This is a genomic window from Pseudodesulfovibrio mercurii (genome assembly GCF_000189295.2).
Taxonomy (GTDB): domain Bacteria; phylum Desulfobacterota; class Desulfovibrionia; order Desulfovibrionales; family Desulfovibrionaceae; genus Pseudodesulfovibrio; species Pseudodesulfovibrio mercurii.
The window spans coordinates 2,266,167-2,281,161 of record NC_016803.1; the positions used below are offsets into that span (position 1 = coordinate 2,266,167).

Sequence of the window (14,995 nt, forward strand, 5' to 3'; positions counted from 1 at the left end):
TGCGCATTCTCCTTCCCCCCAGGCCCGCTTTCGTTTACATAGGCTCAATGACCAAGATGAAACCCGTGCACATCGTCGGGCTGCCGCCCGGCTCCCTCACCCCGACCGGGTCCGCAGCCGCGGCCCTGGCCGAAGCCGACCTGGTGGTGGGCGGCAAGCGGCTGCTCGCGGCCTGCCCGGACAGCCTGATCCCGGCCCATGCCCACCGGCTGGCCATCGCCGGGTCCCTCGCGCCGGTCATTGAGACCATCCGCAAGGCCGCGCGCAAGGGGCGCAGGGTGGTGGTCCTGGCCGACGGCGATCCGCTCTTCTTCGGCATCGGCAAGCGGCTGGGCGAGGAACTGGGGCGCGAGAACCTGTTGGTCGACCCGAGCCTGTCCACGGTGCAGCTGGCCGCGGCCCGGCTGGCCCTGCCCTGGCAGGACATGGACTTCGTCTCCCTGCACGGGCGCGACGACTACGCGCCGCTCTACGCCGCCCTGGTTCGCGCGGACCTGATCGCGGTCTTCACCGACGCGGTAAACACCCCCGCCGAGGTGGCCCGCGCCCTGCTCGAACGCGGCGCGGACTGCTTCTCCATGACCGTGCTCGAAAACCTGGGCGCGCCGGACGAACAGATCCGGCCCCTGGCCCTGTGGGAGACCTGGGGCATGGAGTTCTCGCCGCTCAACCTGGTGGTCCTGGAACGGCAGTACCCCCCGGAGATTCCCCTGTCCCTGGGCATCCCGGACCATTTCTACCTGCATCAGAAGAATTTGATCACCAAGCTGCCCGTGCGCGCGGCCGGGCTGGCCCACCTGGGCGTGGCCCCGGACTCCACGGTCTGGGACCTGGGCGCTGGCTGCGGGTCGGTGTCCATCGAGGCCTCGCACCTGGCGCGGCGCGGGCGGGTCTTCGCCGTGGAGCGGAACAAGACGCGGGCGGCCATGATCCGCGAGAACATCCGGCGCACCGGGGCATGGCTGGTGGACGTGGTCCTCGGCGACATGCCCGAGGCCCTGCACGGGCTGCCCGAGCCGGACCGCATCTTCATTGGCGGGGGACTGGGCGGGGAATCCAACCAGGACAACGCCCTGCTCGACGAGGCCTGCCGCAGGCTCCGGCCGCGCGGCCGCATCGTGGTCCACTGCATCCTGCTCGACTCCCTGCACACGGCCAAGGACCACTTCCAGGCCCAGGGGTGGCACTTCGGCGTGACCCAACTCCAGGCCTCGGCCACGGACTCCCTGGCCGGAGACCTGCGCTTCAAGGCGCAGAACCCCGTTTTCGTGCTCTGGGCCGAGAAGCCCTAGGGGATTTTCACCCCGGGCCCCTCAAGCAGGCGGTGGGCCGGGCCGCAGTATTCCCGGACCAGCCGGTCGTAGGTCCCGTCCCCTCGGATGGCCGCCAGCCCCTTGTCGAAGCGAACCAGGAGCGCCTCCGCGCCGGGGTAGGCCCTGGAGACCATGAGGTGCTGCGGGTTGAGATTCCACGGCGTGGGGGTGGAGGCGAAACGGTCGGCCTGGGAGGGGAAGATGCGGTTGATCAGGGTCCAGCCCACCAGTTCGTCCTCGGCGAACAGGGTGGCGCGCAGCTCCCAGAGCCGGCGCACGCCCGATGCCTCGCCCGGCGCATAGTCCACCATCAGCCCTTTTTCCTTGAAGATTTCCTCGTAATAATGGCCCGATGTCCCGGCGATGAGGCGGCCGCGCAGATCGTCCAGCGAGGTGAAGTCGAAGGCGCCGAGCCGCCCCTTGAGGTAGAAGAAGACGTTGCGGCAGGTCCAGATGGGGTCGCTGAACAGGGCGTAGGCCGCGCGCGCGTCCGTGCGGCCGTAGGGGTAGGCCGCGAAGGCCTCGCCCTCGCGGACCATCAGGGCGCAGCGACGCCAGGGGCGGTACAGGATTTCGGTCTCCACCCCGACACGGGCGAAGGCGGCCCGGACGACCTCGGTCAGCAGGCCGGGGCGTTCCCCCCTGGTTATGACGTAGGGCGGGTATTCGTCGGTCACCAGGATGACCGGCCCCCCGGCCCGGACCGCGCCGGGGACCGCGAGCACGGCGAGGACCGCGAGGAGCATGGCCGCGAACGCGGACGCGAGGGACGGCCGGAGCGGGGCGAGGAGCGCGGGAAGGGGGACGGATAACCGGAACATGGCTCACGCTAGCACGCGCGCCCGGTTTTTGCCGCAACTTTTTCACCCCTCCCGGCATCTCGGTGGTGGCGGCTCCGGGACGCATGTATTACCGTGCCCCCATGTCCATCGACAGCCATGCCGATCGCCCCGCCGCACGCCCCGCAAGCGGCCCCCCGCCGCGCACCCCGGTCCGGGCCCTGGTCTCCTGGGCCCTGTACGACTGGGCCAACTCCGGGTTCGCCGCTCTGGTCCAGACCTTCGTCTTCGCGGCCTATTTCGCCAGGGCCGTGGCCGAAAACGAGACCCTGGGCACGGCCTGGTGGGGGAACATGATGGGCGTGGCCGGGCTGGTCATCGGCCTGGGCGGCCCCCTGCTCGGGGCCGTGGCCGACCGCGCCGGGCGGCGCAAGCCGTGGCTGGCCGCCTTCACCGCCCTGTGCATCGCGGCCACGGCGCTGCTGTGGTGCGTCCGGCCGGACCCGGTCTGGGTCTGGCCCGCCCTGCTCCTGGCCGGGATCGGGACCATCGGCAGCGAGTACGCCATGATCTTCTACAACGCCATGCTCCCGGACCTGGCCGACAAGGCGCGCATCGGCCGCTGGTCGGGCTGGGGCTGGGGGCTGGGCTACGCGGGCGGCCTGGTCCTGCTCATCCTGGCCCTGTACGGCCTGGTCCAGCCGCCGGGCTGGTTCGGCATCCCGCGCGAGGAGGCCCTGAACGTGCGCGCGGTCATGCCCCTTACCGCCCTGTGGTACCTGGTCTTCTGTCTGCCGCTCTTCCTGTTCACCCCGGACGCGCCGTCCGCGCGCCTCCCGCTGGGCCGGGCCGTGGCCGGGGCCGTGACCCAGCTGCGCGGCTCCCTCCGGGACCTGCGCAACCACCGGCACATAGCCCTGTTCCTGCTGGCGCGCATGTTCTACAACGACGGGCTGACGACCATGTTCGCCTTCGGCGGCATCTACGCGGCCGCCGCCTTCGGCATGGATTCGAGCGAGGTCATCGTCTTCGGCATCGGCCTGAACGTCACGGCCGGGCTGGGCGCGGCCTCCTTCGCCTGGCTGGACGACCGGGTCGGGCCGAGGCGGACCATCCTCCTGTCCCTGATCGGGCTGACCGTGCCGGGCGCGGCCATCCTGGTGGTGAAAAGCAAGACCCTGTTCTGGATTTTCGGGCTGGCCATCGGTATATTCGTGGGGCCGGTCCAGGCGTCGAGCCGGTCCTGGCTGGCCCACGCGGCCCCGGCCGAGGCGCGCACCCAGATGTTCGGGCTCATGGCCCTGTCGGGCAAGCTGACCTCGTTCCTCGGGCCGTTCCTGGTGGGCTGGCTGACCCTGGCCACGGGCAGCCAGCGGCTGGGCATGTCCGCCGTGGTCGGGCTGTTCGTCATCGGGCTCGCGGGCATGCTCTTCGTGCCCGAGGCGACCCGCGACCGGGCGTGACCGGGCCTGACGCCATCGGGGCCGGGCGAGAACAACAAGGAGTGCATCATGTCGGATTTCCGTTTCGAGTTGACCGACGGGGAAAAAGGATATCTCAAGGAGCTGGTGGTCCAGTCCATCGCCTCTGGCCTGGGCCTGGGCGACGGCCCGTCCGGACCGCCCGCGCCGCCTTCCGACAAGCTGCGCGAGCACCTGGGCGCCTTCGTCACCCTCAAGCTCCACGGCCGGCTGCGCGGCTGCATCGGCAACGTCCAGGGATCGGGCGAACTGTACCGCACGGTCTGGGAGATGGCCCGGTCCGCCGCCTTCCGCGACCCGCGCTTCCCGGCCCTGACCGAGGACGAGTTCCCCGAGCTGGAATACGAAATCTCCATCCTCAGCCCCATCGAGCCGTGCCCGGACCCGGCCCTGGTGGAGGTCGGCCGCCACGGCCTGATCATGAGCCGGGGCATGCAGTCCGGCCTGCTCCTGCCCCAGGTGCCGGTGGAGTGGCACTGGAACCGCGAGACCTTCCTGGCCCAGACCTGCCTCAAGGCCGGTCTGCCGTCCAACGCCTGGCGGGACCCGGACACGTCGATCTTCTGGTTCGAGGCCGAGGTCTTCTAGTCAATTGTGAAATGCAGAGAAATCTCCTATCGACAGGGGTACTTATTATCGTGTATAGATTAGTTCCATGAATGTGCGGCCCAGTATCGGGCCGCACCGGAGCGCAGCCAGCCCGAAGGCAGGACAACCATGCCCGACAAGGCCCAAAAAGAGACGACCGCCAGCATCGCCCCCGCAGAGACCAAGGTCCTGACCATGCCGGGCGTGCAGCTGCGCGTCTCCCTGGGCAAGGATGTGGTCATCCGCGTGCCGGGTGCGGACCACTCCTACCGGGGCCGCATCGTGGGCTTCGACCCCTACGACTACCTCATCGCCTCGGTCCGGCTGCCCGGCCGCATCCGCAGGCAGCTGGCCCTGGGCGGCCAGATGATCGTCAAGTACATCCACCAGGGCACGATCTACGGATTCCGGACCACCGCGTACAACACCGTCACCTCGCCCACCTCCCTGGTCTTCTTCGCCTATCCGTCGGTCATCGAAAAAGTGGAGCTGCGCCGCGACACCCGGACCGAGTGCAACATCGACGGGGCGCTCCAGGCCGAGAACGGCGAGTACGAATGCCTGATCGTCAACATCAGCGCCACCGGGTGCAAGGTCTCGGTCCGCGCCCGGGCGCGGGACCCCATCGCCCGGCTCAAGGTGGGCGACACCCTGGTGGCCATCGTCAACCTGGGCACCGAGGGCACCCTCAAGCTGCCCATCGTGGTCCGCAACATCCAACGGGAACAGGGCCTGCACACCATCGGGGCCATGTTCCTCGACCTGAACGAGGCGGAAGAGGAACGTATAGGCAACTACCTGAAGAGAATGCGCAGACTGACGCGCCAACCGACCGGACCTGCGACATGATCAAAAAAATCCCCATCGAAGAGCTCAAGCCCGGCATGGAAGTGGTCCGTGTGGCCGACGACCTCTGGCACCACCTGCCCTACCTGTACGCCGAACCCGGCATCATCGAATCCGAGGAGGAGGTGGCCCGGCTCAGGGAGCTGGGCTACCGGGAAACCTTCGTGGCCACGGACGAGGCCGCGGGCAAGACCGACGAGGCCCACCTGGAACAGCTCCTGGCCGAACCCAGGCTTGACCGCGAACGGCCCGTGCGCACCCCCTTCGGGGAGGCCATCTCCTCGGCCATGGTCACCTACGAGGACGCCATGGCCCACGCCATGCAGATCGTCCAGGACGCCAAGCTCGGTCGCAAGATGGACTTCGCCACCTCGCTGGAGACGGCCAGCGCCATCGTGGAGTCGGCCGTGTCGAACCCGGACACCCTGGTCTGCCTGGCCAAGCTGTCCGAGTTCGACGACTACACCTACACCCACTGCATCAACGTGGCCGCCATCAGCGTGGTCTTCGGCGAGTATATCGGCATGTCCCGCGAGGAGCTGGTCCTGCTCGGCGTGGCCGGGATGATGCACGACCTGGGCAAGACCACGGTCCCGGCCCGGATCATCAACAAGCCCGGCCCCCTGACCCGGCCCGAGCGCGACGAGGTCCGCCGCCACCCCGAGTACGGCTGCGACATCCTCCAGCGCAACAGCGACATCCCGGCCAAGGTCCTGCGCGCGGTCATGCACCATCACGAGCGGCACAACGGCTCGGGCTACCCCGCCGGAATGACCCGCAAGGACATCCCGGCCTTCGCCCGCATCCTCAGCCTGGCCGACGTGTACGACGCCCTGACCTCGGACCGCTGCTACAAGAACGCCATCCTGCCCAACAAGGCTCTGGGCATCATGTACGGCATGCGCGACCAGGACTTCGACCCCACCGAGGTCCAGCTGTTCATCAAGTGCCTGGGCATCTTCCCGGCGGGCAGCTTCGTGCGCCTGAACACCGGCGAGTACGCCCTGGTCTTCGAGACCAACTCGCGCGAGCCGCTGAACCCGAAGATCCGGATCATAATGGACCGCGAGATGAAGCCCATCCGCACCCGTGACGTGGACCTGACCGCCCCGGACGGGGGGGACGGGCCCATCGAGATCCTGGAATGCGCCGATCCCTCGGCCTACCGCAAGAACCTGATGAACTACCTGACCGCCCGCTGACCCGCGCCCGCCGGAGAGACCCGATGCTGGACATGAACATATGGCTTGGCGTGATCGTGCTGACGATCCTGCTCTACGGGCTCAAGTGGTGGCACGGCCGGGGCCGCAAGGTGAAGGTCTACCGGGTCTCGCCCGAATCCCTGAAGCGGGCCAAGGAGGTGGTCGTGCCCGTCCTGGCCCTGGTGGAGGACGGCGAGAGCTTCCCCTTGGACGAGCAGCGGCTGGTCCACTCCAAGGAGGACGTCAAGAGCGCGGCCAAGATCATGGCCTACTACTTCTGGAAGAAACGCCGCCAGGAGGAGCTGGCCCGGATCAAGCACTGCTTCGTGGCCCTGTCCCGGTTCCAGGACGCCTCCCTGGACCTGGAGGCCCAGGAGCGGCGGTCCGCCCGCGAACGCGCCCGGCTCGAACGCGAGATCAACTTCTACCTGACCCACTCGCCCTTCAGCGCCCGGCGCTCCTAGACCTCAGCCCGCCGAATCAACAACGACCCGCTGCGCGCCTAGGCGTTCTCGGGCTTGTCGCCCCGAATCTCGGCGAAGCGCGCCTTGAGCCGACCCAGGATGTGGTCGTACCCCTCGGGCGTGTGCGGGATCAGGCAGGTGGTGCAGTCCTTGACCCCGGAATCCAGGATCACGTAGTTGCCGCCGCACTCCTCGAAGAAGTAGAGCGGGCAGAAGCAGAACAGGCAGTTGAACCGCTCCGGCCGTTTGGTCTTGTGGCAGGGGAAGTACTCGCAGTCCGTGTTGCAGAAGAATCGATGGCTGTTTTTCATGTCAGCGGAACTGTACCTGCTTGACGGGCGGCTCGCAATCCTCGTCCCCGGGAAACTCGGCAAAGGGGAAGGGCCGCCGGTTGTCGTTCAGGGTGGCGTAGCGCATGATCCGGTAGCCGTACTGCGACAGGCCGTTGCACCAGCGCCTGAGGGGCTCGCTGCGCTTCTTCACCGCCAGCAGGTAGCCGTACTGGAACAGGGTGGCCACCTCGACGATCAGGGTCAGGACCTCGAAGAAGATGAGGCAGACCAGGGTGACGATGCAGCGCTTCAGGATCTCGCTCCGCTTCACGGTGGTGGCGCGGGTTTCCGTGGACATATGGTTTCCTCCGGTTGCGGTTCTCCGGCCCAGCCTAGCCCATCCCGGCCGTTTCGCGCAACCTGGCCCGTCCTAGGCCCCCAGCCACTTGACCCACAGCTTGCGGGTGCGGGGGCCGTCGAACTCGCAGAAGTAAATTTTCTGCCACGTCCCGAGCCGGACCTCCCCGCCCTCGACGATGACCAGCTGATCGCAGCCGAACATGGATGACTTGATGTGCGCGTCCGAGTTGCCCTCGGCGTGGCGGTAGTCGCCCTGGCGCGGGACCAGCTTGCGCAGGTTGACCACGATGTCCCGGACCACGTCCGGGTCGGCCCCCTCGTTGATGGTCACGGCCCCGGTGGTGTGCGGGCAGTAGAGCAGCAACGCCCCGTCGGACCATCCGTTCTCGCGGATCGCCCGGCGCACGGCCGGGGTGATGTCCAGCAGCTCCTCGCGGTCGTGGGTGCGGATTTCCAACGTGTCCATGGCGTCCTCCCCCGCGTTAGGCGCGGTACATGTGCTTGAAGCGCTCGTCGTAGAGCAGCGAGCGGGCCGTGCCCGCGTCCTCGCGCCCCTGGCCGGGCAGGACCAGGAACACGGTCTGGCGGGTGAAGCCGTTTTCGCGCGCGGCCTGGGCCAGCGCGCCCAGCTCGGTCTCCACGACCTTCTCGTCCGGCCAGCCCACGCGGCAGGCCATGACCACCAGGGTGGCCGCGTCCAGCCCCCCGGCCAGCAGCTCCCGCTGCACGCCCTCGGGGTCGCCCGCCGACAGATAGATGCACATGGCCGCGCCGTGGGCCGCAAGCCCGCGCAACGCCTCGCCCTCGGGCACCGGCGTCTTGCCCGCCATGCGGGTGAAGATCAGGGTCTGGGTGACCTCGGGCACGGTGTACGACCGTTTGGCCGCGGCAGCCGCCGCGAACCCGGCGGTCACGCCCGGCACCACCTCGTAGGAAATTCCGGCCGCGTCCAGCAGGGCCATCTGCTCGCGGATGGCCCCGAACAGCGACGGGTCGCCCGTGTGCACCCTGGCCACCGTGCCGCCCGAGGCCACGGTCTCGGCCATGAGCTCGTGCGTTTCCGCCAGGGTCATGGGCGCGGAATCGGCAACCCGCGCGCCGGGCTTGGCCCCGGCCACCACCTCGACGGGCACCAGGGACCCGGCATAGAGCACCAGGTCGACCTGCCCGATGAGCCGCCGCCCCTTGACGGTCAGCAACTCCGGGTCGCCCGGCCCGGCCCCGATGAAATACACGTCCGCCATCACAGCACCTTGTTCATGAAGTCCGGGTTCCGGCGCAGGCCGTTGACAGCGATGAGCGCGCACGCCTCGGCGTCCGAGGCCGCGTTGTGGTGGTTCAGCTCGATGCCCAGGTATTCGCACACGTTGGGCAGCTTGTTGCACGAAAGCTCCCAGGTCTTGCGGGCCAGCTGCACCGTGCACAGGAACGGCTGCTCCGGCGCGGTCCAGCCGGACTCCTTGCAGCAGGTGTGCAGGACCGACTTGTCAAAGGCCGCGTTGTGCGCCACCAGGAAGTCCGCGCCCCGGAAATGGACCTCCAGCTCGGGCCACAGATCCCCGAAACTCGGCTCGTTGCACACGTCCTCCCAATGGATGCCGTGCACACGCACGCAGAACGGATTGAACCTGGCCCTGGGCGGACGGATCAGTCGATAGTCCCGGGCCACGATCTCGCCCCGGTCCACCACCACGATGCCCAATGCACAAGCCGAATCCCGCTTGGGATCCGCCGTCTCGAAATCAATGGCCACAAACCGCACGTCGTCCAATGTGGGCATAAAGCGCCTCCGGCGGCCGGGGGAAGGGGGAAGGGAAACCCTTTGAAAAGGGCTTTCCCTTCCCCCTCCCCCCGGACCCCCATCCCCCTTCCCTTCCTAAACTTTTTAGCGCGCCTTCGGCGGGGAAGGAACTCGGGAATGGGTTCAATCTTATCAGGTTGCTCCAAAAATATCGTTCATGCCGCTCCCTCCCCGCGCCCGCACGCACTTGCCGAAGGCACACAAAAAGTTTGAAAGGGGGGTCCAGGGGGGAAACTTTTTCAAAAGTTTCCCCCCTGGCCGCCGGAGGCATTCTTCTCTAAAAGCCTTCTTCCAGCGGCGGCCAGACGAGGGCCTGGGTGTCGGTGTCCACGTCGGCCACGGGTTGCAGGGCCAGGTTTCGGCTGGCCGGCTTGAGGTGCACGAACCGACCGCGCATTTCCAGGCGGCCTTCGGCCAGCCATTGCAGGGCCTGGGGGTAGATGCGGTGTTCCAGCCCGAGGATGCGCGCCCCCAGCGCGTCGCCGTCCTCGCCCGTCAGGCACGGCACGGCTGCCTGGATGATGACCGGGCCGTGGTCCATCTGTTCGTCCACGAAGTGCACGGTGCAGCCGGAGATCTTGACCCCGTAGTTCACGGCGTCGGCCTGGCCGTGCACGCCCGGGAAGCTCGGCAGCAGGGCCGGATGGATGTTGACCACGCGGCCCCGGAACGTCTCCAGGAAGACCGGGGTGACGATGCGCATGAACCCGGCCATGGCCACCACGCCGGTCTCGTTCACGCCGGACTCGCGGATGGCCCGGACCATCTCCTCGTCGAAGGCCTCGCGGGAGGGAAACTCCGTGTGCAGCAGCACGCGGGTGGGGATGTTGTGGTTGCGCGCCCTGGTCAGGCCGAAGGCGTCCGCCCTGTTGGACACGACCACCTTGATCTCGGCGTCGAGCATGCCCGCTTCGATGCGATCGATGATGGATTGCAGGTTGGACCCGCCCCCGGACACGAGGACGGCGATGGGCATTGCCATGGATGCTCCCTTGGATGGTTGAAGACGGCGGGGTCGGCCCCGCCCCCGAATTTGGCCCAAAGCGCGCGCTTTTTCAAGGCCGGATTTCCCCCGGCCGGGCTGCGGCGGGCCGACCAACGCGTTCGGGTATTAAATAGGTGGCAAAAAAAATCATGATACGATACGGATTACCATTAGCGACAACAAGAGGCGTTCCTTCCCGGCCCGGCGTCGGCGCGAACCCGCCTCGCATACACAAGGAGATTTTCCATGGCAGGCAAATTCGAACGGAAACAGGCCAAGGACGGACAGTGGATGTTCAATCTCAAGGCGGGCAACAGCCAGGTCATCCTGACCAGCGAGCTCTACACCACCAAGGCGGCCTGCGACAACGGCATCGCCAGCGTACAGAAGAACAGCCCGCTGGACGAGCGCTACGAGCGCAAGGAGTCCAAGAGCGGCCAGCCCTATTTCGTGCTCAAGGCGGGCAACCACCAGGTCATCGGCAAGAGCGAGATGTACTCCTCCAAATCGGCCATGGAAAACGGCATCGAGTCGGTCAAGACCAACGGACCGACCACGGACATCGTGGACGCCTAGACTTTTCCCGAAAAAAAGGGACCGGCGCGCGAGACTGCGAGCCGGTCCTCTTTTTTTGCCGTGTTGCGGGGGCTACTTGGCGCCCGCGTCCTTGAGCAGCGCGTCCACCAGGCCGGGGATGGTGTAGTCCTCGGGCTCGATGGCCGGGGTCAGGCCGAATTTCCGGACCGTGTCGGAGGTGACCGGGCCGATGGAGGCGATCTTCACGTCCGGGTAGTTCTTGAAGGCGTCGGCCGGGACCAGCTCGAAGAAGTTCTCCACCGTGCTCGACGAGGTGAAGGTCACGTAGCGGATGTCGCCCGCGCCCAGCGTCTCCATGATCTCGTCGCCGGACGCCTGGCCCAGGCGGGTCTCGTAGACCGGCAGGACCGTGACGTTGCAGCCCGCCGCCTTGAGCTCGCGGGGCAGGACCTCTCTCGCCACCTTGGCCCGGGGGATGAGCACGTCCGAGCCCTGGATGCCGCGTTCGAGCAGCCCCTTGACCACGTGTTCGGCCACGTACTTGTCCGGGATGAAGTCCGGCTCGATGCCGCGCGTGCGCAGCTCGTCCGCCGTGGCCGGGCCGATGGCCGCGATCTGCATGCCGCCGAAGATGCGCGCGTCCAGGCCGATGGCCCGGAGCTGCCGCCAGAAGAATCTGACCCCGTTGACCGAGGTGAACACGACCCACTGGTAGCGGGCCAGTTGCAGGATGGCGGTCTCGACCTCGGCGTAGTCGTCCAGCGGCTCCACCGAGATGGTCGGGAACTCGCGCACGCACGCGCCCTGTTCGCGCAGGACGCCGACCAGGCCCGAGGCCTGCTCGCGGGCGCGGGTGACGATGACGCCCTTGCCGAGCAGGGGCTTCTTCTCGAACCAGCCGAGCTTGTCGTGCAGGGAGCAGACGCCGCCCACGATGATGATGGACGGGGCCTGCCAGTTGCGCGCCTTGGCCTCCTCGGCCACGTGCTCGAGGTCGGACACGAACGAGGTCTGGTTGCAGCGCGTGCCCCAGCGGACCAGGGCCACCGGGGTGTCGGCGGCGCGGCCGTTGTCCATGAGATTTTTCGCGATCATGGGCAGGTTGCCCACGCCCATGTAGAAGACCAGCGTGGAGGTGGACTGCCCGTACACGGCCCAGTTGTGGCCGGAATCGGATTTGGTCGGGTCCTCGTGGCCGGTGATGAAACAGACCGAGGTGGTGAAGTCGCGGTGGGTCACCGGGATGCCCGCGTAGGCCGCGGCCGCCACGCCCGCGGTGATGCCGGGCACCACCTCGAAGTCCATGCCCGCCTCGACCAGCTCCTCGCCCTCTTCGCCGCCGCGCCCGAAGACGTAGGGGTCCCCGCCCTTGAGGCGGCAGACGATCTTGCCGGACCGGGCCTTGTCCACGATGAGGTCGTTGATCTTGTCCTGGGGCAGGGTGTGGTCGCCGCCCTTCTTGCCCACGTAGAGAATCTCGCAGTCGGGCTTGCACCACTTCAGGAACTCGGCATTGGCCAGGTAGTCGTAGATCATCACGTCGCAGGACTCGATGATCTCCCTGGCCCGCAGGGTCAACATGCCCGGATCACCGGGCCCAGCGCCGACGAGGAATACGTTCGCCATGTTCTTCTCCAGATATTCGGGCTAGCCCATCACGCTTTCCAGCCGCGCCTTGAGCTGGGTGAGCTTGGTTTTTTCCTCTTCCATCTCGGCCAGCTTGGTCTTTTCGCCCTCGACCACCTCGGCCGGGGCGTTGTTGACGAAGCCGGGGTTCTTGAGCTTGCCGGACACGCCCTTCATGGTCTTTTCGAGCTTGGCCAGGTTCTTGTCCAGCCGGGCCAGTTCGGCGTCGAAATCGACCACGCCCTCCAGCGGCACGAAGAGCTCGTTGCCCTGGACCACGGCCGCGCCCGAGGCCTTGGGGCCCTTGACGTCCGGACCGATGGTCAGGTTCTCGATGCGGGCCAGGGACTTGATCAGGTCCAGGTTGGCATTCAGGACCGCCTTGTCCGCGTCGCTGACCGTCTTGACGAGCAGGTCGAGCTTGCGTGCCGGTTCGATGAGCAGTTCGGTGCGGATGTTCCGGGTGCCGGAGACCACGCCCATGAACAGCTCCATCTCGGCCACGGCGCGCTCGTCCCGGCAGTCGGGCCGCTTGTCCGGGAAGGGCAGGGTGGCGATGTCCTCGCTCCGGTCGTCGCCCGCCGGGCGGGGCAGGACGTTCCAGATTTCCTGGGTGATGAACGGGGTCACCGGGTGGAGCAGGATCATGGTCTCGGAGAGCACGGTCCACAGGACCCGCTGCGTGGCCTCCTTGGCCCGCTCGTCCTCGCCGTAGAGCGCGGGCTTGATCATCTCCAGGTACCAGTCGCAGAACTCGGACCAGATGAACTTGTACAGGGTCTGGGCGATCTCGTTGAAGCGGTAGTCGTTGGTGGCCGAGGCCACGGTCTCCTTGACCTCCTCCAGCCGGTGCAGAATCCAGCGGTCGGCCAGGTCCGAGGCCTCGTGCACGTCGGCGTCCGGGATCACGTCGGGCAGGTTCATCATGGCGAACCGGGTGGCGTTCCAGACCTTGTTCATGAAGTGCTTGTAGCCCTCGATGCGCTGCTCCGAGAGCTTGATGTCCCGGCCCATGGCCGCGAAGCTGGTCAGGGTGAAGCGCAGGGCGTCGGCCCCGTACTTGCCGATCATGTCCAGGGGATCGATGACGTTGCCCGTGGACTTGGACATCTTCTTGCCCTGCTCGTCGCGCACCAGGGCGTGGATGTAGACGTGGTGGAACGGGACCTCGCCCATGAACTGGAGGCCCATCATCATCATGCGCGCCACCCAGAAGAAGAGGATGTCGAAGCCGGTGACCAGGCAGGAGGTCGGGTAGTACTTGGCCAGCTCCTTCGTGTCGTCGGGCCAGCCCATGGTCGAGAACGGCCACAGGGCCGAGGAGAACCAGGTGTCCAGCACGTCCTCGTCCTGGACCAGGCGGGAGGAGCCGCACTTGGGGCAGACCGTGGGGTCTTCCTTGGCCACGATGAGCTCGCCGCACTCCTCGCAGGTCCAGGCCGGGATGCGGTGGCCCCACCAGATCTGGCGGGAGATGCACCAGTCGCGGATCTCGTCCAGCCACTGGTAGTAGGTCTTGGTCCAGTGTTCCGGGAAAATCTGGGTCTTGTCCGGCACGGCGGCGCGCGCCTTTTCGGCCAGGGGCTTCATGGACACGAACCACTGGGTGGAGACGTGGGGCTCGATCACGGACTTGCAGCGGTAGCAGACGCCCACGGAGTGGTCGTGCTCAACGACCTCGACCACGCGGCCCTCGGCCTCCAGGTCGGCCATGACCGCGGCGCGGGCCGCCTGCACGGTCATGCCCCGGTACTTCTCGGGCGCGTTGTCGTTGATCATGCCCTGCTCGTCCAGGACGGAGAGGACCTCGAGGTTGTGCCTGCGGCCGATCTCCCAGTCGTTCATGTCGTGGGCCGGGGTGACCTTCAGGCAGCCGGTGCCGAACTCCACGTCCACGTAGGAATCGCCGATGATCGGCAGCTCGCGGCCCACCAGGGGCAGGATGGCGGTCTTGCCGATCAGGTGGTTGAAGCGGTCGTCGTCCGGGTTCACGGCGATGGCCGTGTCGCCCAGCATGGTCTCGGGCCGGGTCGTGGCGATGATCAGGTCGCCGGAGCCGTCGGCCAGGGAATACTTGATGTGATGCAGGTGGCCGGGCTTGTTCTCGTGCTCGACCTCGTCGTCGGCCAGGGCGGTGTGGCAGCGGTTGCACCAGTTGATGATGTAGTCGCCCTTGTAGATCAGCCCCTGCTCGTACAGGGCCACGAAGACCTCGCGCACGGCCTTGGCCCGCTGCTCGTCGAAGGTGAAGCACTCGCGGGTCCAGTCCACGCTGGCCCCCATGCGCCGGATCTGGCTGAGGATGTGGTCGCCCTTCTCCTTCTTCCACTCCCAGACGCGCTCGATGAACTTGTCCCGGCCCAGGTCGTCGCGGGTCAGGCCCTCGGCCTTGAGCTGGCGCTCGACCACGTTCTGGGTGGCGATGCCCGCGTGGTCCGTGCCCGGCACCCACAGGACGTTCCTGCCCTGCTGCCGGTTGAAGCGGCAGAGGATGTCCTGAAGGGTCAGGTTCAGGGCGTGGCCCATGTGCAGGACGCCGGTGACGTTGGGCGGCGGGATGACGATCGAATAGGGGTCGCCCGGACCGTCGGGGTCCGGGGTGAAGGTCTTTTCCGCTTCCCAGTGGGACTCCCACTTTTCTTCCACGTCCCACGGCTCGTAGGCCTTGGCTAACTCTTTCCGCGCCATATTGGTGCCTCCGGCGGCCGGGGGAAGGGGAGAGGGAAACCCTTTGCAAAGGG

Annotated in this window: 16 protein-coding genes; 7 read left to right on the forward strand and 9 right to left on the reverse strand. The window is 67.2% G+C overall.

From position 1 onward, the window contains the following. Positions 1 to 47: 47 nt before the first annotated feature. Positions 48 to 1,292, forward strand: a complete 1,245-nt coding sequence (locus DND132_RS10245; protein WP_014322666.1) for a bifunctional cobalt-precorrin-7 (C(5))-methyltransferase/cobalt-precorrin-6B (C(15))-methyltransferase — start codon at positions 48 to 50, stop codon at positions 1,290 to 1,292. Here the strand turns inward: DND132_RS10245 and DND132_RS10250 are convergent. Next, positions 1,289 to 2,134, reverse strand: a complete 846-nt coding sequence (locus tag DND132_RS10250; RefSeq protein ID WP_014322667.1) for a substrate-binding periplasmic protein — start codon at positions 2,132 to 2,134, stop codon at positions 1,289 to 1,291. The genes DND132_RS10245 and DND132_RS10250 overlap by 4 nt on opposite strands. 83 nt (positions 2,135 to 2,217) lie before the next feature. Between DND132_RS10250 and DND132_RS10255 the strand changes: the two genes are divergently transcribed. The 5 genes from DND132_RS10255 (at position 2,218) to DND132_RS10275 (ending at position 6,673) form a co-directional block, all read left to right on the forward strand. Next, positions 2,218 to 3,555, forward strand: a complete 1,338-nt coding sequence (locus DND132_RS10255; RefSeq protein WP_014322668.1) for an MFS transporter — start codon at positions 2,218 to 2,220, stop codon at positions 3,553 to 3,555. Positions 3,556 to 3,603: 48 nt separating this feature from the next. Further along, positions 3,604 to 4,161: an AmmeMemoRadiSam system protein A gene (gene amrA / locus DND132_RS10260; protein WP_014322669.1), complete on the forward strand. Its 558-nt coding sequence runs from the start codon at positions 3,604 to 3,606 to the stop codon at positions 4,159 to 4,161. A gap of 129 nt (positions 4,162 to 4,290) precedes the next feature. Continuing rightward, a complete protein-coding gene (locus DND132_RS10265) occupies positions 4,291 to 5,010 on the forward strand; it encodes a flagellar brake protein (protein ID WP_014322670.1) in 720 nt (239 codons plus the stop codon). Continuing rightward, positions 5,007 to 6,209 (forward strand): HD-GYP domain-containing protein, encoded by a 1,203-nt coding sequence (locus DND132_RS10270; protein WP_014322671.1) that lies wholly within the window; start codon positions 5,007 to 5,009, stop codon positions 6,207 to 6,209. The genes DND132_RS10265 and DND132_RS10270 overlap by 4 nt, the downstream gene beginning before the upstream one ends. A gap of 32 nt (positions 6,210 to 6,241) precedes the next feature. Beyond that, the gene (locus DND132_RS10275; protein ID WP_238528160.1) at positions 6,242 to 6,673 is read left to right on the forward strand and encodes a hypothetical protein; all 432 of its coding nucleotides are present in this window, start codon (positions 6,242 to 6,244) and stop codon (positions 6,671 to 6,673) included. Positions 6,674 to 6,711: 38 nt separating this feature from the next. Here DND132_RS10275 and DND132_RS10280 read toward each other — a convergent pair whose 3' ends face one another. From DND132_RS10280 to purN, 6 genes are all read right to left on the reverse strand, one after another. Beyond that, entirely contained in the window at positions 6,712 to 6,984 is a 273-nt protein-coding gene (locus DND132_RS10280; RefSeq protein ID WP_014322673.1) for a cysteine-rich small domain-containing protein, read from the reverse strand. A gap of 1 nt (position 6,985) precedes the next feature. Next, entirely contained in the window at positions 6,986 to 7,303 is a 318-nt protein-coding gene (locus DND132_RS10285; protein ID WP_014322674.1) for a DUF4389 domain-containing protein, read from the reverse strand. A gap of 72 nt (positions 7,304 to 7,375) precedes the next feature. Next, positions 7,376 to 7,771 carry a secondary thiamine-phosphate synthase enzyme YjbQ gene (locus DND132_RS10290; protein WP_014322675.1) on the reverse strand — a complete coding sequence of 132 codons (396 nt, stop codon included), beginning with the start codon at positions 7,769 to 7,771 and terminating at the stop codon, positions 7,376 to 7,378. 16 nt (positions 7,772 to 7,787) lie between these two features. After that, positions 7,788 to 8,549 carry a precorrin-4 C(11)-methyltransferase gene (gene cobM / locus DND132_RS10295; protein ID WP_014322676.1) on the reverse strand — a complete coding sequence of 254 codons (762 nt, stop codon included), beginning with the start codon at positions 8,547 to 8,549 and terminating at the stop codon, positions 7,788 to 7,790. Then, positions 8,549 to 9,085, reverse strand: a complete 537-nt coding sequence (locus DND132_RS10300) for a 3'-5' exonuclease (RefSeq protein WP_014322677.1) — start codon at positions 9,083 to 9,085, stop codon at positions 8,549 to 8,551. The genes cobM and DND132_RS10300 overlap by 1 nt, the downstream gene beginning before the upstream one ends. 298 nt (positions 9,086 to 9,383) lie before the next feature. Beyond that, on the reverse strand, positions 9,384 to 10,088 hold the full coding sequence (gene purN, locus DND132_RS10305) for a phosphoribosylglycinamide formyltransferase (RefSeq protein ID WP_014322678.1): 705 nt from the start codon (positions 10,086 to 10,088) through the stop codon (positions 9,384 to 9,386). A 249-nt stretch (positions 10,089 to 10,337) separates the two neighbouring features. Here purN and DND132_RS10310 point away from each other — a divergent pair, with 249 nt between their 5' ends. Continuing rightward, on the forward strand, positions 10,338 to 10,667 hold the full coding sequence (locus DND132_RS10310) for a YegP family protein (protein ID WP_014322679.1): 330 nt from the start codon (positions 10,338 to 10,340) through the stop codon (positions 10,665 to 10,667). A gap of 72 nt (positions 10,668 to 10,739) precedes the next feature. On the opposite strand, the gene cobA is transcribed toward DND132_RS10310, so the two are convergent. Together cobA and DND132_RS10320 are read right to left on the reverse strand one after the other, a co-directional pair. Further along, positions 10,740 to 12,254 carry a uroporphyrinogen-III C-methyltransferase gene (gene cobA, locus DND132_RS10315; protein ID WP_014322680.1) on the reverse strand — a complete coding sequence of 505 codons (1,515 nt, stop codon included), beginning with the start codon at positions 12,252 to 12,254 and terminating at the stop codon, positions 10,740 to 10,742. Positions 12,255 to 12,275: 21 nt separating this feature from the next. Then, entirely contained in the window at positions 12,276 to 14,942 is a 2,667-nt protein-coding gene (locus DND132_RS10320; RefSeq protein ID WP_014322681.1) for a valine--tRNA ligase, read from the reverse strand. Positions 14,943 to 14,995 lie beyond the last annotated feature (53 nt).

Bases quoted from the DNA above. Each gene is read 5' to 3' on its own strand.
- DND132_RS10265 (WP_014322670.1), top strand. From the start codon at position 4,291: ATGCCCGACAAGGCCCAAAAAGAGACGACCGCCAGCATCGCCCCCGCA.
- DND132_RS10270 (WP_014322671.1), top strand. From the start codon at position 5,007: ATGATCAAAAAAATCCCCATCGAAGAGCTCAAGCCCGGCATGGAAGTG.
- DND132_RS10275 (WP_238528160.1), top strand. From the start codon at position 6,242: ATGAACATATGGCTTGGCGTGATCGTGCTGACGATCCTGCTCTACGGG.
- DND132_RS10320 (WP_014322681.1), bottom strand. From the start codon at position 14,942: ATGGCGCGGAAAGAGTTAGCCAAGGCCTACGAGCCGTGGGACGTGGAA.
- purN (WP_014322678.1), bottom strand. From the start codon at position 10,088: ATGGCAATGCCCATCGCCGTCCTCGTGTCCGGGGGCGGGTCCAACCTG.
- DND132_RS10250 (WP_014322667.1), bottom strand. From the start codon at position 2,134: ATGTTCCGGTTATCCGTCCCCCTTCCCGCGCTCCTCGCCCCGCTCCGG.
- DND132_RS10255 (WP_014322668.1), top strand. From the start codon at position 2,218: ATGTATTACCGTGCCCCCATGTCCATCGACAGCCATGCCGATCGCCCC.
- amrA (WP_014322669.1), top strand. From the start codon at position 3,604: ATGTCGGATTTCCGTTTCGAGTTGACCGACGGGGAAAAAGGATATCTC.
- DND132_RS10280 (WP_014322673.1), bottom strand. From the start codon at position 6,984: ATGAAAAACAGCCATCGATTCTTCTGCAACACGGACTGCGAGTACTTC.
- DND132_RS10290 (WP_014322675.1), bottom strand. From the start codon at position 7,771: ATGGACACGTTGGAAATCCGCACCCACGACCGCGAGGAGCTGCTGGAC.
- cobA (WP_014322680.1), bottom strand. From the start codon at position 12,254: ATGGCGAACGTATTCCTCGTCGGCGCTGGGCCCGGTGATCCGGGCATG.
- DND132_RS10300 (WP_014322677.1), bottom strand. From the start codon at position 9,085: ATGCCCACATTGGACGACGTGCGGTTTGTGGCCATTGATTTCGAGACG.
- cobM (WP_014322676.1), bottom strand. From the start codon at position 8,549: ATGGCGGACGTGTATTTCATCGGGGCCGGGCCGGGCGACCCGGAGTTG.
- DND132_RS10285 (WP_014322674.1), bottom strand. From the start codon at position 7,303: ATGTCCACGGAAACCCGCGCCACCACCGTGAAGCGGAGCGAGATCCTG.
- DND132_RS10245 (WP_014322666.1), top strand. From the start codon at position 48: ATGACCAAGATGAAACCCGTGCACATCGTCGGGCTGCCGCCCGGCTCC.
- DND132_RS10310 (WP_014322679.1), top strand. From the start codon at position 10,338: ATGGCAGGCAAATTCGAACGGAAACAGGCCAAGGACGGACAGTGGATG.